This window comes from Nonomuraea sp. NPDC052634 (assembly GCF_040678535.1).
Taxonomy (GTDB): Bacteria; Actinomycetota; Actinomycetes; order Streptosporangiales; family Streptosporangiaceae; genus Nonomuraea; species Nonomuraea fastidiosa.
In genome coordinates, this window is record NZ_JBFATY010000002.1 from 1 (window position 1) to 18,681 (window position 18,681).

Genomic DNA, 18,681 nt, shown 5'->3' on the forward strand with positions numbered 1-18,681 from the left:
AACAATCCCAGCCGGCATCAACAACATTGATGCCAACTAAAAGGAATCCACGTCATGGAAACATGACGGGGTAATGCATCATGCACTGGCTTTTAACACACTGTTGAGTTCTCAAGAAACGGACGCGTACATCCGCACCAGAATCCTTGGGAGACCCTGGTGCGCGAGGCGCACACTTCGTTTACTCCAGATTACCCGATCCGGACGAATCTTGTCAAACCGCCCGTTCCGGGATCTTCCGGACTCGCCTCTCTCCGAGGCAACCCTTCAAACTTACTCCAACATTCGGCTCTTGTCCAACCGCACGGCGGACGCAACCCGAAGATCGGGGTTCGTTCACTGGGATGTCAGGGCCGGGCGGCCCTGCGGTTCAAAACTTTACCAGCCTCTGGGACCGGGAAGGTCCATCTCCGGTAACAGATGGACCTTCCCGGCGACCGTACGGTCTAAACGCCCAGAGCGGCGAGCTGTGCCTCAAGGCGCTCGATGTCCGCGGACGCCTGCTCGGCACGTGCCTTGACCTTGGCCACCACTTCCTGCGGCGCCTTGGCCATGAACTGCTCGTTGCCCAGCTTGGCGGCCACCTGCGCGGCCTCCTTGCGGGCGGCGGCGAGATCCTTCTCCAGGCGCTTGCGCTCGGCCGCGACGTCGATGGCGCCGGCGGTGTCGAGCTCAACGGTCACACCGCTCACCGTCAGGCGCGCGGTGGTGCTGAACGACTCCCCAGGCTCCGTCAGGCGCAGCAGCGCGCGTATGGCGCTCTCCTGGCCGGTCAGCGGCGTGCCGGACAGGCCGAGCCGCGCGGCCACCTTCTGGCCGGGCTTGAGCCCCTGATCGGAGCGGAACCGGCGGACCTCGGTCACCAGCTCCTGCAACGCCTCGATCTCCGCCTCGGCGGCCGGGTCGGTGTAGCGCGGGTCGGCCGTGGGCCACGGGGCGATCACGATCGACTCGCCGCCGGTGACGGCCCGCCACAGCTCCTCGGTCACGAACGGCACCAGCGGATGCAGCAACCGCAGCAGCGCGTCGAGCACGTGGCCGAGCACCAGCCGGGTGTGCTCAAGGCCCTCGGCGAGCTGGATCTTGGCCAGCTCGAGGTACCAGTCGCACACCTCGTCCCAGGCGAAGTGGTAGAGCAGGTCGGACGCCTTGGCGAACTCGAACTCCTCGAACGCCGCGTCGGCCTGGGTGATGACGGACTGCAGCCGCGACAGGATCCACCGGTCGGCCGCCGTCAGCTCGGCGCCCTCCAGCGAGCCCACGGCGGCGCCGTTCATCAGGGCGAACCTGGTGGCGTTCCAGATCTTGTTGCAGAAGTTGCGCGAGCCTGCCGCCCACTCCTCGCTCACCGCGACGTCGGCGCCGGGGTTGGCGCCGCGCAGCAGCGTGAAGCGGGTGGCGTCGGCGCCGAAGCGCTCGACCCAGTCGAGCGGGTCGACCACGTTGCCGAAGGACTTCGACATCTTCTTGCCGTACTGGTCGCGGACCATGCCGTGCAGCGCGACGACACGGAACGGCGGCTCGCCGTCCATGGCGTACAGGCCGAACATCATCATCCTGGCGACCCAGAAGAACAGGATGTCGTAGCCCGTCACCAGCACCGAGGTCGGGTAGAAGCGCTCCAGGTCGGGCGTGCGGTCGGGCCAGCCGAGCGTGGAGAACGGCCACAGGCCCGAGGAGAACCAGGTGTCGAGGACGTCGGGGTCCTGGACGTAGCCGGCGGGCGGCTCCTCGTCGGGGCCGACGCAGACGACCTCACCGTTGGGGCCGTACCAGACCGGGATGCGGTGGCCCCACCAGAGCTGGCGCGAGATGCACCAGTCGTGCATGTCGTCGACCCAGTCGAAGTAACGCTTGGCCATCTCCGGCGGGTGGATGCGGGTACGCCCGTCGCGCACGGCGTCGCCGGCGGCCTTGGCCAGCGGCGCGACGTTGACGAACCACTGCAGCGACAGCCGCGGCTCGACCACCGTCTTGCAGCGCGAGCAGTGGCCGACGGAATGGAGGTAGGGCCGCTTCTCGTCGACGATCTTGCCTTCGGCGCGCAGCGCGGCCACCACCGCGGGACGCGCCTCGAACCGGTCGAGCCCCTCGAAGGGCCCGTGCGCGGTGATCACGCCGCGCTCGTCCATGATGGCGATCGACGGCAGGTCGTGGCGGCGGCCGATCTCGAAGTCGTTGGGGTCGTGGGCGGGCGTCACCTTGACCGCGCCGGTGCCGAACTCGGGGTCGACGTGCTCGTCGGCGACCACCGGGATCATGCGGCCGGTCAGCGGCACCTCGACCATGGTGCCGATCAGGTGCGCGTACCGCTCGTCCGACGGGTGGACGGCCACGGCGGTGTCGCCGAGCATGGTCTCGGCGCGGGTGGTGGCCACCACGATCTCGTCGGAGTAGCGGATGGAGACGAGCTCGCCTTCGTCCTCGCTGTGCTCGACCTCGATGTCGGAGAGTGCGGTCAGGCAGCGCGGGCACCAGTTGATGATGCGCTCGGCGCGGTAGATCAGCCCGTCGTCGAAGAGCTTCTTGAAGATCGTCTGTACGGCCCGCGACAGCCCGGTGTCCATGGTGAACCGCTCGCGCGACCAGTCCACGCCGTCGCCGAGCTTGCGCATCTGGCCGAGGATGCGGCCGCCGGACTCCTCCTTCCACTCCCAGACGCGCTTGACGAACGCCTCGCGCCCCAGGTCGTGGCGGGACTTGCCCTCCTTGGCCAGCTCACGCTCGACCACGTTCTGCGTCGCGATGCCCGCGTGGTCCATGCCGGGCAGCCAGAGCGTCTCGTAGCCGCGCATGCGGGCACGGCGCGTCAGCGCGTCCTGGATGGAGTGGTCGAGTGCGTGGCCGATGTGCAGCACGCCCGTCACGTTGGGCGGCGGCAGGACGATGGTGTACGGCTCGCGCGAGCTGCCCGGGTCGGCGCGGAAGTAGCCTTCGGATACCCAGCGCTCGTAGCTGCGGGTCTCGACGTCGGCCGGTGTGTATTGGGTGGGCAGCTCTGGCGTTGTCACAGCATCCAATTCTAGGGAGACGGAAAAGCGGAACGCCCCATGGTTTATGACCACGGGGCGCCGGCGGTGTCGGCTGCGCTGCCGGAGGCGGCGCTCAGGCCGACTTCTCGCGCGGGGTGCGCTGCTGCTTGGCGGCGAGCTGGTCGCGCGGTACGAGGGTCGGGATCGCGTGTTCGAGCACCGACTCTCGGGTGATGACGACCCTGGCGACGTCTTGCCTGGAGGGCACCTCGTACATGACGGACTGGAGCACCTCCTCCAGGATGGCGCGCAGGCCGCGGGCGCCGGTGCCGCGCAGGATCGCCTGGTCGGCGATGGCCTCGAGGGCGCCGTCGGTGAACTCCAGCTCCACGCCGTCGAGCTCGAGCAGCTTGCGGTACTGCTTGACCAGCGCGTTGCGGGGCTCGGTGAGGATCTGGATGAGGGCCTCGCGGTCGAGGTTGTGCACCGAGGTGATGACCGGGAGCCGGCCGACGAACTCGGGGATCATGCCGAACTTCAGCAGGTCCTCCGGCATCACGTCGGCGAAGATGTCGGCGGTGTCGACTTCTTCCTTCGACCGGATGATCGCGTTGAAGCCGATGCCCTTCTTGCCGATGCGCGACTCGATGATCTTTTCCAGGCCGGCGAACGCACCACCGCAGATGAACAGCACGTTGGTGGTGTCGATCTGGATGAACTCCTGGTGCGGGTGCTTGCGGCCACCCTGCGGAGGAACCGAGGCGGTGGTGCCCTCCAGGATCTTCAGCAGCGCCTGCTGCACGCCCTCGCCGGAGACGTCGCGCGTTATCGACGGGTTCTCGCTCTTACGGGCGATCTTGTCGACCTCGTCGATGTAGATGATGCCGGTCTCGGCCTTCTTGACGTCGTAGTCGGCGGCCTGGATGAGCTTGAGGAGGATGTTCTCGACGTCCTCGCCGACGTATCCCGCCTCGGTGAGCGCGGTGGCGTCGGCGATGGCGAAGGGCACGTTGAGCATCTTCGCCAGCGTCTGCGCCAGCAGCGTCTTGCCCGAGCCCGTGGGCCCGAGCAGCAGGATGTTGCTCTTGGCCAGCTCGAGACCGTCGTCTCTGCCCCGGTCGCCCGACTGCACCCGCTTGTAGTGGTTGTACACCGCTACCGAGAGAGCCTTCTTCGCCTTGTCCTGACCGATGACGTAGGCGTCGAGGAACTCGTAGATCTCCCTCGGCTTGGGCAGGTTGTCCCACTTGAGTTCGGAGGACTCGCTCAGCTCCTCCTCGATGATCTCGTTGCAGAGATCGATGCACTCATCGCAGATGTAGACGCCTGGACCGGCAATGAGCTTCTTGACTTGCTTCTGGCTCTTTCCGCAGAAAGAGCACTTCAGCAGGTCTCCCCCGTCGCCGATGCGTGCCACCCCAGATACTCCTTTGCGTGGGACCGCCCTGCTCACGAGAGCAGTGTCTCCGGACATCCTCCGGACTAGGCCGAACCGCTCAGGTTTCGACGTTACCGTCTTCTGGGCCCTCAGTGAGCCCCCTAGCGGCGAGTCGCACCGGAACGTGCCCTATCGGGCAGCGCCCCGGTGCGTCACGTCTCGTCTAGGAAGCGACGGCCTGAGCTCGCTTCTTCCTGGACGGGATGATGTCATCGATCAGACCATACGCCTTTGCCTCGACCGCGTTGAGAATTTTGTCGCGTTCGATGTCCTTGCGGATCTGGGCGGAGGTCTTGCCCGTGTGGTTCGCGATGATGTCCTCGAGCAGCGTGCGCATGCGCAGGATCTCGCGGGCCTGGATCTCGATGTCGCTTCCCTGGCCACCGCCCTCGGTGGACGGCTGGTGGATCAGCACCCGGGCGTTGGGCAGCGCGAACCGCTTGCCCGGGGTGCCGCCGGCCAGCAGCACGGCCGCGGCGGAGGCGGCCTGGCCGAGGCAGACGGTCTGAATCTCCGGCCGGACGAACTGCATCGTGTCGTAGATCGCCGTCATGGCGGTGAAGGAGCCGCCGGGCGAGTTGATGTAGATGCTGATGTCACGGTCGGGGTCGAGCGACTCCAGCGTCAGCAGCTGGGCCATCACGTCGTTGGCCGACGCGTCGTCGATCTGCACTCCGAGGAAGATGATGCGGTCCTCGAAGAGCTTGTTGTAGGGGTTCATCTCCTTCACGCCGTACGACGTGCGCTCGACGAAGGAGGGGAGAACGTAACGGCTCTGGATGTTCATGTCAGCTCCCCCTAGGAAACCGGGCCCGCGGAGGGCACCTGACGCGCACTGCGCACCACGTGGTCGATGAAGCCGTAGTCCTTGGCCTCCTCGGCCGTGAACCAGCGATCGCGGTCGGAGTCGGCCTCGATCTGCTCCAGCGGCTGCCCGGTGTGGTAGGCGATCCGCTCGGCCAGCGTCTTCTTCACATAAAGCATCTGCTCGGCCTGGATGGCGATGTCGGCGGCGGTACCGCCGATGCCGCCGGAAGGCTGGTGCATCATCACCCGGGCGTGCGGCAGAGCGTAACGCTTGCCCTTGGCCCCGGCCGTGAGCAGGAACTGCCCCATCGATGCCGCCATGCCCATGACCACGGTGGACACGTCGTTAGGCACGTATTCCATCATGTCGTAGATGGCCATGCCGGCACTGACGGAGCCGCCGGGCGAGTTGATGTAGAGCGTGATGTCGCGCTCGGGGTCGTCGGCCGCGAGCAGCAGCAGCTCGGCGCAGATGCGGTTGGCGATCTCGTCGTTGACCTCCTGCCCGAGCACGATGATGCGCTCCCGGAGCAGGCGCTGGTAGAGCTGGTCCTCAAGCCGGAAGGCGGAGCCGTTCTCACGGCCTCGAGACTCAGGCTGATAGAAGGTCGGCGGGCTGGTCACAGCGTCACCTTCCGATGCGTCGTAATCGATTGGCTTTGCTTGTGACCTTAACGCGCGCCGCCTACAGCTCATGCCCGGTCCCTGGCGCTGTTCGCTGACGGCGCAGGTTCGGGCGGCGCGGCGGCTGTCCTCGCGTGCGGCTTTCGTGACCGTACGAGGTATAAGCCCCTGCGGAACGCAGGGTCGGGGACGCGGGCGGGGCGCTGGGAGCGCTGAGACGGCTTCTGAGAGCGTCACGTGCCCGAGTCGGCTCTCGTACGCCCCGCGCGCCCACGATGCGTGCTGGGCTCTCTCAGCGCCGGTCACGGCCGACCGGGCATGGGAAAGCCCCCGGGACCGTCCCCGGGGGCTTTCCGAAGCCGGGTGAGGCGTCAGGCCTCGGGCTTGGCCTCCTCGGAGGACTCGCTCTCCTCCTGAACGACCTCTTCACCGTTGATCTCGGTGTAGATGGCCTTGAGGTCGACCTCGTTGCCGTCGGTGTCGACGACCTTGGCGGCGTCGCCCAGGACGGACTTGGCCTTGTCGCGCACGATCTCGACCATGGCCAGCGTGAGCTGGTCGTTGTCGGCGAGGTGCTTGGCCAGGTCGTTGGGCTGGACGCCCATCTCCATGGCGCGGCGCACGACGAAGTTGGTCAGCTCCTGCTCGGAGACGCCCAGCTCCTCGGCCTTGACGATCTTGTCGAGCACGAAGCCGACCTTGATGGCGCGCGCGGAGTTCTTCTCGAACTCGGCGAAGCGCTCCTCCTCCGTCGTCTGGTAGAGGCGGAAGAAGGCCTCGCGGCTGAGGCCGCTCTCGGCGATCTGGTGGTCGAGGTTGTGCTTGCGGGCGTCGATCTCGGCCTTGAGCGCGCTCTCGGGGATCGGAATGTCGATCTTCTCGAGCAGCGCGTCGAGCGCCTTCTCGCGAGCCTGCACGACCTGGTCGATCAGCTTGTTGCGGCGGGCCTGCTCGCGGATGCTGGCCTTGAGCTCGTCGAGCGTGTCGAACTCGCTGGCGAGCTGGGCGAACTCGTCGTCGAGCTCGGGGAGGACCTTCTCCTTGACCGACTTGACGTTGATGATGACGTCGGCTTCCTCGCCGGCGTTCTTGCCGCCGACCAGCTCGGTCTTGAAGCTCTTCTCCTCGCCGGCGGACATGCCCTGGAGCGCGTCGTCGAGGCCCTGCAGCACGGAGCCGGCGCCGACCTCGTAGGAGACCTCGTTGGCCTGCTGCTCCTCGATGTTGACGCCGTCGATCTCGGCGCGCAGGTCCATCACGACGAAGTCGCCGTTGGCCGCGGGGCGGTCGACGCCGGTGAGCGTGGCGAACCGCTGGCGCAGCGCGTCGAGCTGGGCGTCGACGTCTTCGTCGGAGACCTCGGCGGAGTCGACCGTGACCTCGATGCCCTGGTAGTCGGGGACCTCGAAGTTGGGCCGGATGTCGACCTCGGCGGTGAACTCGATCTGCTCACCGTCGTCGATCTTGGTGACTTCGATGTCCGGCTGGCTGACCGGGAACACGTCGACCTCGTCGACGGCCTGGCCGTACAGCTTGGGCACCGCGTCGTTGAGGGTCTCCTCCAGCACTACCGCCCGGCCGAAGCGCTGCTCGATGATGCGGGCCGGAACCTTGCCAGGCCGGAACCCGGGGACGCGCACCTGCTGCGCGACCTTCTTGTACGCCGCATCCATGCTCGGGCGCAGCTCGTCGAACGGCACCTCGACAGTGAGCTTGACCCGGGTCGGGCTGAGCTCCTCGACAGCGGTCTTCACGGAATGGTCTCCTTGATCAAGCTACGAGTGATCGCGGGCGCGTCCATTCGGTACGGCTCACGCGCCGCGCCCACATGAGCGGTGTTGGGCATGCTCCGCCACGGCGGCATCCAACGCCGATGGCCAGTCTAGGGCAGATGCATACCCAACCACGACGCCACCGCTTTGAGAAAACGCGATCAGAACTCGTCCGCGATCGTCCTCAGCAGCTCGATCGTCTCATCCGGGGTGGTGCTGACGGCGCACAACCGCTCCATCACCTCGGTGTATCGGTCCACATCCTCACGCTTGTCCAGGTAGAGCGCGCTCGCCAGCTGCTCGACGTAAACGACGTCCGGCAGGTCGGTGTCGGCGAAGCGCAGGATGCTGAACGCGCCCCCTTCCGCGCTGTGCCCGCCGTAGCTGAACGGCATGATCTGGATGGTGATGTTCGGCTGGCGCATGAGGTCGATGAGGTGCTCGATCTGCGCCCTCATCACCTCGACGCCGCCGATCGGCCGCCGCAGCGCGGCCTCGTCGATCACCGCCCAGAAGACGGGTCCGTCGGGCTTGTCGAAAATCCGCTGGCGCTCCAGACGGAGGTCCACCCTCCTGGCGATCTCCTCCGCCCCGATGCCCGCCGCCCCGGCGGTCACCACAGCCCTTGCGTACTCCTTGGTCTGCAACAGTCCCGGCACGAACTGGACTTCATAGGTCCTGATCCTGGTCGCGGCCTCCTCGAGGCCGACGTACGCCTGGAACCACGTGGGCAGGACGTCGTTGAACCGGTGCCACCAGCCCGGTTCGTTGGCGGTGGCGACCAGGTCGAGCACCGCGGCGCGAGCCTCCTCATCCACCACCCCGTACAGGGTCAGCAGGTCCGCCACGTCACGTTCTTTGAACCCCACTCGGCCGAGTTCCATCCGGCTGATCTTGGATTCCGACCCGCGGATGATGTGGCCGGCCTCCTCGCGAGTGACGTTCTTCGCTTCCCTGAGCTTGCGCAGCTGGGAGCCCAGGAGGATGCGCAGCGCCGTCGGCCCGGAACCCGGCTGGTTCTGCGTCACTTTGCCTCCTATCAAGGTCCGCACACACAGTGACACCACACCGCCAGGTATGACAAGGTCTCAGCGTGGTGTCCGATTCGGATACCTATGACCCCGAAACGCCGCTTGCGGTTGCACATTGCACCTGCACGTGCATTTGGGTCTTGCAGCTGCCGCGTTCGTGACCCATGATGGCTTAGTGCATATTGGGCCATACATGCACTGACCAAGGCTTTACGGGGAGGTATCGGCAGCATGGTGGAGGACCCTCTGGCCACTGCCGACTGCCTGCAGATCACCCGTGAGGTGGGCTTCGACCACCTGTTCACGGGTGGCAAGCCCTACACCACCTCGTGCCCGCTGCCCTTTCAGGCCGACTCGGTCAAGACCGCGCGGGACGTCACCCGCAACACGCTGCGCCGCTGGGGCCTGCACGAGCTGAGCGACGACGCCGCCCTGGTGGTCTCTGAGCTGGTCACGAACGCGGTCAGGTACGCGATGTACGCAGGCGGCCGGCACGGGATCGAGCTGCTGCTCATGCGGGTCGCGCCGCACGTGCTGCTGGCCGTGGCCGACCCGAGCGACGAGGTGCCGACGCCCAAGGAGCCCGACTTCATCTCCGAGAACGGGCGCGGGCTCTACATCGTCGAGACCTACAGCCAGTGCTGGGGCTGGGACCCGCTGGCGCGCGGCGGCAAGGCGGTCTGGGCGCTGTTCCGCGCCGACGCCTGAGCGGGTCTCGAAGGCGGGCTCACTCGCCGGTGACGCCGTCGATCCGTTCGCGCAGCAGGTCCGCGTGACCGTTGTGGCGGGCGTACTCCTCGATCATGTGCACCAGGATGTAGCGGTGGGTGCACTCGCGCCCTTTACGGTCTCCCACCGCGTCGAGCGGCTTGGCGGCCGAGATGGCGCGGGCGCGCTCGATCTCCTCCTGCCACACGTCGAACGCCTCCTTCACCGAGGCGGTGTCCACCTCCTTGAAGTCGGCGTCGTTGTCGCGGTCCTTGTCCCAGAGCTTGGGCAGGGCCTCGCCGTCGAGCACGACGCGAAACCATACGCGTTCGACGTGGGCCATGTGCCTGACCAGGCCGAGCAGGGACATCGCCGAGGGCTCCGCCGAGCGCAGGCGCAACTGCTCGTCGGTGAGGCCGGCGCACTTGACGGCGAGAGTGGCGCGGTGCCATTCGAGCCAGTTGGTCAGCATGGTCCGCTCGTCGCCGGTCAGGGGCGGAACGGTTCGGGTGTCGATCACGCCGACCGACCTTATTCCGATATGTCATCTTGTTCGGCGCGAAAGTGGCTTTGGAGGATCTTGTAGGCGGCCGCGCGTACGGCGTCGTGCCTGACGTTCGCCACGAACTTCTCGGGCGTGTCGCCGCACAGGCGGCGCAGGGCGGCGGAGCCGTCGAGCAGCGACCCGATCAGCGTGCGCTGGGCGGTCAGGCGGCGCGGGCGGCCGTCGCCGTCCGAGTCCCTCAGGCAGCCGTGCCTGCCCTCGTAGACGAACGGAGGCGGCAGGCGGGTGCCGCCCTCCAGGGTGACGGAGTGCGCGAGCGGGCGGCGTACGTAATTGGGCTCGGTGCGGTCGAGCGCGGCGAGCTGCTGCTCGTCGAGCCAGAGCACGAACAGCCTGGCGGTCTCCCCCGGGGCCGGCACCGGCGCGGCGGGCACATACCCCCATTTGCTGACATGTGCGGAGACGCCCGGAGCGATGCCCGGCACGTCGGCGACCGTCATGGGGACGACCGGGCGTACCCCGTGATTCAGGAACTTCCTGCGCACCTGGCTGGGCGCGGCGTTGGACCCGACGGCGATCACGCGGTGGCGGGCGTGCAGCGGCGCGCACCCCCGCGCCGCCAGCAGCCCGCTGAGCGTCCCCTCCCCTGCCCGCCACGTCTCCGGCCGGCCGTGGGGCCGCAGCGGCACGTACGCGTCTCCGTCCAGCACCCCGGAGCCCTCGGGGATCCGGCCCGGGTAGGTCAGCGGCTCGGCCATGGGATCGCCGTCGAAGAGGTCCATGGCCGCCATGATGCCCCTCAGCGCCTCGAGACCAGCGACCACAGGCGCTTCGTCGAGTCCCTGCGGCCCCATGCGATCACCGCGCAGAGCACGAGCACGGAGAGCGGCAGCACGCCGGGTCCCCCGAGCACCAGCCACTCCGTCAGCGCCGCGCACGCGGTCAGCGCCACCAACGCCAGCCCGGCCAGCCCGGCCAGCGGCGGCACCACGAGCCCCACCGCCCCCGCCGCCTCCAGGACGCCGGTCAGATGGCGGAACCAGTCACCCCACCCGATCGCCTCGAACGTGGACTTGGCCGGCTCGGCCCCGGTGAACTTCCCCAGTGCGCTCATCACGAAGAACCCGGCCAGCACGACCTGCAGAACCCACAGAGCGACGTGCGCGACCCTGCCGGTGGTGCGGCTTTGCGGTGCTATCGCCATGATCTGCCTCCCCTTGATTCGGTACGTCCGACGCTAAGGACGCGGACGCGCGGGGGGAATCGCGCTGGCTACCCGATGAAGTGCAGGTAAATGCACCCTTCTGCTCAGGCCCGGCATGCAGGCCCGGCATGTTCAGGACGGGCATGTTCAGGACGGGCATGCTCAGGGCGGGCATGCTCACGGGGCGACGCCACCAGGGGGCAGCCACGAGCAGACACCGCCGGTCTCGGTGGCGAGCCGATGGTTGACGGCTTCCAGGCCGCGCTCGTTGATCTGGCCGTCGTGGATGCCGAACGCCCGCTCGGGCGCGACGGCTCGGGCGAGTCGAGGGAGTCGCCGGGGTGGTAGAGGCGGTCGTCGACGACGTAGCCGAGGTTGGGGCAGTCGGGGCTGTCGCCGTAGACGATCGCGTGCCGCCCGCCCACCGTCCTGACGTGGAAACCCGCCGCGTCGAACTCCTCGCCCGTGGCGTGCCCGACGACGTCGAGACCCTGGAGGCGCGCTCCCCCGGGTACGTGCACGGGAACGCCGAGACCGGCCAGGCGCAGCCTGTCGATGTGGTCGTAGTGCTCGTCGGCCCAGTTCGCATTTCGCCCTGCGAGCATGGCCCGACCCGGTCACGCATGTCCACACCTGTACGCCTGGACCGTTACACAGTCAGTCACTCAGCTGGCAAAGCGACATCGCCGACCAATAAGATCACCCGCGCCAGTCCTCAGCTTGGGGCTGCACATAAGGGTGCGTGCCACTCCGATCCGAAGCGTGCGGGAGGTTAGAGCATGCCAGGAGACCCGTCCTCCTCGTCAGCGGAACCGCCTCAGATGGGCACGACGCTCGGACCGACCGAGTACATCGAACAGCGCCTAGAACAGTACAGGGGTTGGTACGACCGCAAGGCGATCAAGGCCAAAGCCCTTCACCTCCGGCTCAGTACCTTGGCTGTGGTCGGAGGAGCAGTCGTCCCTGTGCTCGTGAACATCGACCTTCCCTTCATCGACATCGCCACCACGCTGATCAGCCTGATGGTCGTGACGCTGGTCTCACTGGAGAGCGTGTACCACTACAGGGAGCAGTGGAAGAACTATCGATCCACCGAGCAAGCACTCGGCCACGAGCTGTTCCATTACAAGACCCGTACAGGGGTCTATGAGGGTCTCAATGACGATTCGGCGTTCAAGACGCTCGTGGAGCGGGTGGAGAACGCTATCGCCTCCGAGAACGCGTCCACCCTGAGCACCATGACTCTAGCCAGCCCGTCCTCCCACCAAGCGCTGCAATGAGCAGCAACTGTACTGCGCGACGGTCACCCCAGATCGGAGCGCAACCTCAAGGCATCCTTCGAACTCATCGGCCCTATTCGGCTACTCCGGCCTTCATGGCGTACCACCTGGCGCATCTGTGGGTCTACTCCGTTATCGCTTGTGAACCAGGTAGGCGGTGCTTCGACCACTGTGTCAACCCGGCCTGGGCGAGACAGTCCCTAGCTCGTCGGCGCCGGAAGTCGCGGTGACCTGCTCTCCCAATACCCACACCGCGCAGATCACCAGGCCCTGCCCAAGCCGCGCGGCTGAGCGGGCCCTGGCCTAGTGATCGAACGGAGCGGAACATCGCCAACTCTGAGCGACGCCTGTGGGGAGAAGGCTCGCCAGCGTACAAGGCCTTTCGAACCACCCCGTGGCGCTGCGGGGATTGCCCCGAAGCTTCGTGTAAATGATCTCGGACAACAGCGTGCCACCTGGGGAGATCTCGGCGGCGAGTCGGCCACAGCGGCACCGCAGTGACGAAGCCGTCCGCCGGAAGCAGGCTTGGCCGGTACCCCAGGCCCGGCGCTGTGGCGATGGACCACATGTTCGCGCCGTCGAGGCTCAATCACTCACCAATTAGGCGAAAGACCCCTCCCGGCTCGGGAAGGGCCTTTTGCGCTGGTCGGGGCGACAGGATTTGAACCTGCGACTTCTTGCTCCCAAAGCAAGCGCGCTGCCAAGCTGCGCCACGCCCCGTCTCGCCGGTTGCGCAAGCGCCCCAGGACTCCGGTACGCTTACGCTCTGACGACCGGATGAAGTCTAGACCAGAGTTCGACCGGTTCGCGCGGACGTAGCTCAATGGTAGAGCCCTAGTCTTCCAAACTAGCTACGCGGGTTCGATTCCCGTCGTCCGCTCCAAGAGACGGAAAGGCCAGGTCAACCCCCACACCGGGGAGCCTGGCCTTCCGCGTCTTCCGCGCCGGGCGAACACCGGATGCCGTCCTTTCCGTCCCGATGCGCCACGCTCGTAGGCTGGGTGGGGTGCGTGCGCGACCGATCTCCCGTGAGGCTCTCGTCGAGGAGCTGGCCGAGCTGATCTGTGACCGCCCGCCCGGCTCGTACGTCCGGGTGGCGGTGGACGGCGCGCCCGCGGCACGGCCAGCGGCGCTGGCCGACGAGCTGGTCGCGCCGGTGCGGCTGCGCGGGCGGCCGGTGCTACGGGTGTCGGCGGGCGACTTCCTGCGGCCCGCGTCGTTGCGGCTGGAGTTCGGCAGGACCGACCCCGACGCCTTCTACGACGACTGGCTGGATGTGAAGGCCCTGCGCCGGGAGGTGCTGGACCCGCTGGAGCCGGGCGGTTCGGGGCGGGTGCTGCCGGCGCTGTGGAACAGCGCGATCGACCGGGCGTACCGGCTGCCGTACGAGGAGCTGCCGCCCGGCGGGGTGGTGCTGGTCGACGGGACGCTGCTGCTGGGGCGGGGGCTGGCGTTCGAGGTGAGCGTGCACCTGTGGCTGTCGCCGGGCGCGCTCGAACGCGGCACGCAGGAGGAGGAGCGGTGGCGGCTGCCCGCGTACGAGCGGTACGAGCGCGAGGCCGCCCCGCAGCACAGCGCGGACGTGGTGGTGCGGTCGGACCATCCGGCGCGGCTCGCGGTGCTGATGCCGGGCGGTACTGGAACGCGGGCACGCGGCGGCGCACACTGAGGCGATGATCCCCAACAACTGGTACAACATCGTTCCGGACCTGCCGGAGCCGCCTCCGCCGCCGCTGCATCCCGGCACGCGGCAGCCCGTGGGCCCCGACGATCTCGCGCCGCTGTTCCCTGCGGAGCTGATCGCGCAGGAGGTGAGCGGCGAGCGGTTCGTGCCGATCCCGCAGGAGGTCCTCGACGTCTACCGGCTGTGGCGGCCGACGCCGCTGATGCGGGCCCGGCGGCTGGAGAAGGCGCTGGGCACGCCGGCCAGGATCTACTACAAGTACGAGGGCGTCTCGCCCGCGGGCTCGCACAAGCCGAACACGGCGGTGCCGCAGGCGTACTACAACGCGCGCGAGGGCGTGCGGCTGCTCACCACGGAGACGGGCGCGGGACAGTGGGGCTCGGCGCTGGCGTTCGCCTGCTCGCAGTTCGACGTGGAGTGCCGGATCTGGATGGTGCGCGCCTCCTACGACCAGAAGCCGTACCGGCGCTCTCTCATGCAGGTGTACGGCGCGACCGTGCACGCAAGCCCCTCCCCCGTCACCAAGGCGGGCGGCAAGGTGCTGGCCGACGACCCCGGCTCGCCGGGCAGCCTGGGCATCGCGATCAGCGAGGCGGTGGAGGTGGCCGCCGCGAACCACGATGCCAGGTATGCGCTCGGCTCCGTGCTCAACCACGTGCTGATGCACCAGACGGTCATCGGCGAGGAGGCGCTCGCGCAGCTTCCCGAGATGCCCGACCTGGTGATCGGGTGCACCGGCGGCGGCTCGAACTTCGCCGGCCTGGCCTTCCCGTTCCTGCGGGAGAAGCTGGCGGGGCGGCTGGAGACGGAGTTCAGGGCGGTCGAGCCGGCGGCCTGCCCGTCGTTCACGCGCGGCGTGTACGCCTACGACTACGGCGACGCGGCCGGGTTCACGCCGCTGCTGAAGATGCACACGCTGGGCCACTCGTTCGTGCCCGACCCGATTCACGCGGGCGGCCTGCGCTATCACGGCATGTCGCCGCTGCTGTCGCACATGTACGAGCTGGGCCTGTTCACGGCGGTGACCCGGTCGCAGCGGGAGTGTTTCGCGGCGGGCGTACGGTTCGCGAGGACCGAGGGCATCCTGCCCGCGCCCGAGCCCACGCACGCGCTGGCGGAGACCATCGCGGAGGCGCTGCGGTGCAAGGAGAGCGGCGAGGAGAAGGTGATCCTGACCGCGCTGTGCGGTCACGGGCACTTCGATCTGGCCGCCTTTGACCGGTATCTGGCGGACGAGCTGGAGGACTACATGCTGCCGCAGGAGCGCATCGACCAGGCGCTCACGGAACTGCCTGGTTAGGCGGGCGGGTGACCGCGATCGGCGGCGGCCACCCTGCCGTTCGTCATCGCGCGGTGGGGCGCTTTCCGTGGTTCGCCTTCTTCTTCTTGCGTGCCCTGGCCTTGCGTGCGCGCCTTGCCATAGGTCGCCTCCCGGTGATCGGCACTGCTTCTGACTCAACGTCTCCCCACACGGTGACCAGCGCAAGCGCTCCGCACGAACTAACATTCCCCAACATGTCCATGTCATAATTTGGTGGAATGTGTTGGAAGGAGCAGGTGTGCTCGCACAGCAGCGTCAGCAGGCGATACTCGAACGCGTCCGCAGGCTCGGCGGCGTGCGAGTGGCCGACCTCGTACGCGAACTCGGCGTCTCCGACATGACCATCCGGCGCGACCTCGAGGTGCTGGCCGAGCGCGGCCTGCTGGAGAAGGTGCACGGCGGAGCCACCGCACTGGGCCCCGGCTCGACCGAGGAGCCCGGCTTCACCGCCAAGTCGGCCAGGCAGCAGCAGGAGAAGGAGGCCATCGCCAAGCGTGCGGCCATGCTCGTACGCCCCGGCACGGCCGTGGCGCTGTCGGCGGGCACCACCACGTGGGCGCTGGCGCACCACCTGATCGGCGTGCCCGAGCTGACCGTGATCACCAACTCGATCCCGGTCGCCGAGGTCTTCCACCGCAACCCGCGCGCCGACCGCACGGTCGTGCTGACGGGTGGCGTGCGCACGCCGTCCGACGCGCTGGTGGGGCCGGTCGCGGTGGCCGCGATCCGCCGCCTGCACGTCGACACGCTCTTCCTCGGCGTGCACGGCATGAGCGTGCGGGCCGGGTTCACCACGCCCAACCTGCTGGAGTCGGAGACCGACAGGGAGCTGGTGGCGGCGGCGAGCCGGCTGGTCGTCCCGGCCGACCACACGAAGTGGAACACGGTGGGCATCAGCACGATCGCCGAGCTGGACGAGGCCGACGTGGTCGTCAGCGACGCGGGCCTGCCGGAGGAAGCACGTACGGAGCTGGCTGAACGGGCCGGCGAACTGATCATCGCGGAGGGCTCGTCGTGAAGCGCACCATCACCCATCTCGCCGACGGCCGGGAGCTGATCTACTACGACCGGCGCGACGACGCCGACAGGAGCGCGATCGACCGCCGCCGGCTCGACCCCCGGCCGCCGGCCTCGGAGCTGCGCTACGACCCGCTCACCGAGGAGTGGATCGCGATCGCGGGGCACCGGCAGACGCGGACGTTCCTGCCGACCGGCGGCACGGCCGAGTGCCCGCTGTGCCCGTCGTCGGACGAGCGCGCGACGGAGATCCCCTCGTACGACTACGACGTGGTCGTGTTCGAGAACCGCTTCCCCTCCTTCTCCGGAAATTTCGGGACTTATGAGGCCGTGGGCGGGCTGAGCGAGGTCCGTCCGGGTGTGGGGCGGTGCGAGGTCGTGTGCTTCACCTCCGACCACGACTCCTCCTTCTCCGCGCTCTCCGACGAGCAGGTGGTGCTGGTCATGGAGGCGTGGGCCGACCGTACGGCGGAGCTGTCCGGCATCGAGGGCGTCGAGCAGGTCTTCTGCTTCGAGAACCGGGGCGCGGAGATCGGCATCACCATCGCGCACCCGCACGGCCAGATCTACGCGTACCCGTACGTCACGCCCAGGACGAAGCTGCAGCTCGGAGCCGCCGAGCGCTACAAGGGGCCGGGGAACCTGTTCGCCGACGTGCTGGCCGCCGAGCGGGCCGAGGGCACGCGGGTGGTCGCCTCGAACGAGCTGTGGACGGCCTTCGTGCCGGCCGCCGCGCGCTGGCCGTTCGAGGTGCACATCTATCCGCACCGGCAGGTGCCGGACCTGGCGGCGCTGACGGACGCCGAGCGCGCCGCGTTCGCGCCGCTCTACACCTCGGTGCTGCGGGCGTTCGACGGGCTGTTCGGGGTCGTCATGCCGTACATCTCGGCCTGGCATCAGGCGCCGGTGCGTACGGGGCGCGATCTGGCATACCTGCACCTGGAGCTGTTCTCCATCCGGCGGGCGCCCAACAAGCTCAAGTACCTGGCAGGCTCGGAGTCGGCGATGGGGGCGTTCGTGAACGACGTGCGGCCCGAGGAAGCGGCGCGCATGATCCGATCACAGATCGATCACTAATAGATTTCTACTTAAGGTCGCATGACTCATGATCTACCACTAATATCCCCATATGCATCGGCCGTAACGCGGCTGATGCCCGCCTAATCCTGGGCGCGTCGCCCGGGAGCCGGGGACCCAACCGCACCTTGGGGTGAATCCGCTACGGCGGTAGGGAGCGACTCCCATGCCCGAACCCGTCAGCTAACCCGGCCGGCAGAGGGAGAGGAACTCATACGTGGCGGCTTCGTCCCCCGCGAAACTTGCCATCGGTCTCATCGCCGCCGCCGCCATCGCCGTCCTCCCGGCGCACGCGGCGACGGCCGCCCCGAAACCGAAAGAGTCCGAGCTCCGCGCTCAGCTCAAGCAGCTGAACAGCAAGGTCGACAAGCTCATCGAGAAGTACAACCTCAAGCGCGTCGAGCTGGCCAAGGCACAGGAGGCCGCCAGAGCCGCGCAGGCCAGGCTGGCCGCCGCCGAGCAGACCCTGGCCGCCGCCGAGCAGCGGGTCGCCGAGATCGCCCGCCTGCGCTACCAGAACATCGACCCGTCGCTGCCCGGCTTCATGATGCCGGGCGACGCCGGCACCGCGGCCCTGCTCGAACAGCTCACCGCCGAGCAGCAGGCCATGGTGGCGAGCGTCGCCAAGGCCCGCGACGAGCGCAAGAAGGCCAGCGATGAGGCCGCCGCGCTGACCGCCAAGATCAAGAAGGACGCGGCCGAGGTGGCGAAGCAGCGCCGCGAGGCCGAAGGCGTCATCAGCGACATCGAGAAGAAGCTGCGCGACCTGGTGCCGGTCGCCACGGGCCGCAGGTCCAACGGCACCTGGGCGCCCGAGCTGCCCGGCGGCCCCGACAACATCACCCCGCGTACGCGGCTGATGAAGGCCCAGATCGAAAAGAACTTCTCGCTGCCGTACACGGTGGGCTGCTTCCGCGCGGGCTCCAGCGGTGAGCACCCGCTCGGCCGCGCCTGCGACTTCATGATGAGCACCGGCGGCACCATGCCGACGCCCGCCAACAACGCGCTCGGCGACCGCATCGCCGAGTGGGCGCTGCAGAACAAGGACAAGCTCGGCGTGAAGTATGTGATCTGGAAGCAGCGCATCAACTCCGGCACCGGCTGGCGCGCCATGGCCGACCGCGGCAGCATCACCGAGAACCACTACGACCACGTGCACATCTCGATGAACTGAAACCAGGGGATGACCAGGGGATGACCAGGGGATATCGCATCTGGTGATGTACATCCACGAATCGAGA

Annotated in this window: 17 protein-coding genes, 2 tRNA genes and 1 riboswitch; of the genes, 8 read left to right on the forward strand and 11 right to left on the reverse strand. The window is 67.9% G+C overall.

The window, feature by feature from the left end:
* Window positions 1-446: 446 nt before the first annotated feature.
* The 6 genes from AB0K67_RS12665 to AB0K67_RS12690 all read right to left on the reverse strand — a co-directional run bounded on the left by AB0K67_RS12665 (window position 447) and on the right by AB0K67_RS12690 (window position 8,641).
* Window positions 447-3,011: a valine--tRNA ligase gene (locus tag AB0K67_RS12665; RefSeq protein WP_364057648.1), complete on the reverse strand. Its 2,565-nt coding sequence runs from the start codon at window positions 3,009-3,011 to the stop codon at window positions 447-449.
* A 94-nt stretch (window positions 3,012-3,105) separates the two neighbouring features.
* The gene (clpX, locus tag AB0K67_RS12670; protein WP_138691280.1) at window positions 3,106-4,389 is read right to left on the reverse strand and encodes an ATP-dependent Clp protease ATP-binding subunit ClpX; all 1,284 of its coding nucleotides are present in this window, start codon (window positions 4,387-4,389) and stop codon (window positions 3,106-3,108) included.
* Between the two features lie 184 nt (window positions 4,390-4,573).
* Window positions 4,574-5,197 (reverse strand): ATP-dependent Clp protease proteolytic subunit, encoded by a 624-nt coding sequence (locus AB0K67_RS12675; protein ID WP_364057652.1) that lies wholly within the window; start codon window positions 5,195-5,197, stop codon window positions 4,574-4,576.
* Window positions 5,198-5,208: 11 nt separating this feature from the next.
* The gene (locus tag AB0K67_RS12680) at window positions 5,209-5,841 is read right to left on the reverse strand and encodes an ATP-dependent Clp protease proteolytic subunit (RefSeq protein WP_364057654.1); all 633 of its coding nucleotides are present in this window, start codon (window positions 5,839-5,841) and stop codon (window positions 5,209-5,211) included.
* A gap of 371 nt (window positions 5,842-6,212) precedes the next feature.
* Entirely contained in the window at window positions 6,213-7,595 is a 1,383-nt protein-coding gene (tig, locus tag AB0K67_RS12685) for a trigger factor (RefSeq protein WP_364057657.1), read from the reverse strand.
* A gap of 179 nt (window positions 7,596-7,774) precedes the next feature.
* Window positions 7,775-8,641 carry a helix-turn-helix transcriptional regulator gene (locus AB0K67_RS12690; RefSeq protein WP_364057660.1) on the reverse strand — a complete coding sequence of 289 codons (867 nt, stop codon included), beginning with the start codon at window positions 8,639-8,641 and terminating at the stop codon, window positions 7,775-7,777.
* Between the two features lie 234 nt (window positions 8,642-8,875).
* Between AB0K67_RS12690 and AB0K67_RS12695 the strand changes: the two genes are divergently transcribed.
* Window positions 8,876-9,352 carry an ATP-binding protein gene (locus tag AB0K67_RS12695; RefSeq protein WP_364057663.1) on the forward strand — a complete coding sequence of 159 codons (477 nt, stop codon included), beginning with the start codon at window positions 8,876-8,878 and terminating at the stop codon, window positions 9,350-9,352.
* Between the two features lie 19 nt (window positions 9,353-9,371).
* Here AB0K67_RS12695 and AB0K67_RS12700 read toward each other — a convergent pair whose 3' ends face one another.
* The 4 genes from AB0K67_RS12700 to AB0K67_RS12715 form a co-directional block, all read right to left on the reverse strand.
* Window positions 9,372-9,824, reverse strand: coding sequence for a DinB family protein (locus tag AB0K67_RS12700; protein ID WP_364059530.1), 453 nt, complete (start codon window positions 9,822-9,824; stop codon window positions 9,372-9,374).
* A gap of 59 nt (window positions 9,825-9,883) precedes the next feature.
* Window positions 9,884-10,639, reverse strand: coding sequence for a hypothetical protein (locus AB0K67_RS12705; RefSeq protein ID WP_364057666.1), 756 nt, complete (start codon window positions 10,637-10,639; stop codon window positions 9,884-9,886).
* A 17-nt stretch (window positions 10,640-10,656) separates the two neighbouring features.
* Window positions 10,657-11,061 carry a DoxX family protein gene (locus tag AB0K67_RS12710; protein WP_364057669.1) on the reverse strand — a complete coding sequence of 135 codons (405 nt, stop codon included), beginning with the start codon at window positions 11,059-11,061 and terminating at the stop codon, window positions 10,657-10,659.
* A 104-nt stretch (window positions 11,062-11,165) separates the two neighbouring features.
* Complete coding sequence (locus AB0K67_RS12715) at window positions 11,166-11,666, reverse strand: hypothetical protein (protein WP_364057672.1); 501 nt, start codon at window positions 11,664-11,666, stop codon at window positions 11,166-11,168.
* A gap of 216 nt (window positions 11,667-11,882) precedes the next feature.
* Between AB0K67_RS12715 and AB0K67_RS12720 the strand changes: the two genes are divergently transcribed.
* Entirely contained in the window at window positions 11,883-12,341 is a 459-nt protein-coding gene (locus AB0K67_RS12720) for a DUF4231 domain-containing protein (RefSeq protein WP_364057675.1), read from the forward strand.
* 643 nt (window positions 12,342-12,984) lie between these two features.
* On the opposite strand, the gene AB0K67_RS12725 is transcribed toward AB0K67_RS12720, so the two are convergent.
* Window positions 12,985-13,061: transfer RNA gene (locus AB0K67_RS12725), tRNA-Pro, on the reverse strand.
* 89 nt (window positions 13,062-13,150) lie between these two features.
* Here AB0K67_RS12725 and AB0K67_RS12730 point away from each other — a divergent pair.
* The 6 genes from AB0K67_RS12730 to AB0K67_RS12755 all read left to right on the forward strand — a co-directional run bounded on the left by AB0K67_RS12730 (window position 13,151) and on the right by AB0K67_RS12755 (window position 18,614).
* Window positions 13,151-13,224 (forward strand) — tRNA-Gly (locus AB0K67_RS12730).
* A gap of 123 nt (window positions 13,225-13,347) precedes the next feature.
* A complete protein-coding gene (locus AB0K67_RS12735) occupies window positions 13,348-14,010 on the forward strand; it encodes a uridine kinase (RefSeq protein ID WP_364057677.1) in 663 nt (220 codons plus the stop codon).
* 4 nt (window positions 14,011-14,014) lie between these two features.
* Window positions 14,015-15,325 carry a TrpB-like pyridoxal phosphate-dependent enzyme gene (locus tag AB0K67_RS12740; protein WP_364057680.1) on the forward strand — a complete coding sequence of 437 codons (1,311 nt, stop codon included), beginning with the start codon at window positions 14,015-14,017 and terminating at the stop codon, window positions 15,323-15,325.
* Window positions 15,326-15,584: 259 nt separating this feature from the next.
* On the forward strand, window positions 15,585-16,364 hold the full coding sequence (locus tag AB0K67_RS12745) for a DeoR/GlpR family DNA-binding transcription regulator (protein ID WP_364057683.1): 780 nt from the start codon (window positions 15,585-15,587) through the stop codon (window positions 16,362-16,364).
* Complete coding sequence (gene galT / locus AB0K67_RS12750; RefSeq protein ID WP_364057686.1) at window positions 16,361-17,440, forward strand: galactose-1-phosphate uridylyltransferase; 1,080 nt, start codon at window positions 16,361-16,363, stop codon at window positions 17,438-17,440. The genes AB0K67_RS12745 and galT overlap by 4 nt, the downstream gene beginning before the upstream one ends.
* A gap of 70 nt (window positions 17,441-17,510) precedes the next feature.
* Window positions 17,511-17,652, forward strand: a riboswitch (cyclic di-AMP (ydaO/yuaA leader).
* A 5-nt stretch (window positions 17,653-17,657) separates the two neighbouring features.
* Window positions 17,658-18,614, forward strand: a complete 957-nt coding sequence (locus AB0K67_RS12755; RefSeq protein ID WP_364057689.1) for a hypothetical protein — start codon at window positions 17,658-17,660, stop codon at window positions 18,612-18,614.
* Window positions 18,615-18,681 lie beyond the last annotated feature (67 nt).

Bases quoted from the DNA above. Each gene is read 5' to 3' on its own strand.
- AB0K67_RS12695 (WP_364057663.1), top strand. From the start codon at position 8,876: ATGGTGGAGGACCCTCTGGCCACTGCCGACTGCCTGCAGATCACCCGT.
- AB0K67_RS12705 (WP_364057666.1), bottom strand. From the start codon at position 10,639: ATGGACCTCTTCGACGGCGATCCCATGGCCGAGCCGCTGACCTACCCG.
- AB0K67_RS12720 (WP_364057675.1), top strand. From the start codon at position 11,883: ATGGGCACGACGCTCGGACCGACCGAGTACATCGAACAGCGCCTAGAA.
- AB0K67_RS12715 (WP_364057672.1), bottom strand. From the start codon at position 11,666: ATGCTCGCAGGGCGAAATGCGAACTGGGCCGACGAGCACTACGACCAC.
- AB0K67_RS12710 (WP_364057669.1), bottom strand. From the start codon at position 11,061: ATGGCGATAGCACCGCAAAGCCGCACCACCGGCAGGGTCGCGCACGTC.
- AB0K67_RS12700 (WP_364059530.1), bottom strand. From the start codon at position 9,824: ATGCTGACCAACTGGCTCGAATGGCACCGCGCCACTCTCGCCGTCAAG.
- AB0K67_RS12740 (WP_364057680.1), top strand. From the start codon at position 14,015: ATGATCCCCAACAACTGGTACAACATCGTTCCGGACCTGCCGGAGCCG.
- AB0K67_RS12675 (WP_364057652.1), bottom strand. From the start codon at position 5,197: ATGAACATCCAGAGCCGTTACGTTCTCCCCTCCTTCGTCGAGCGCACG.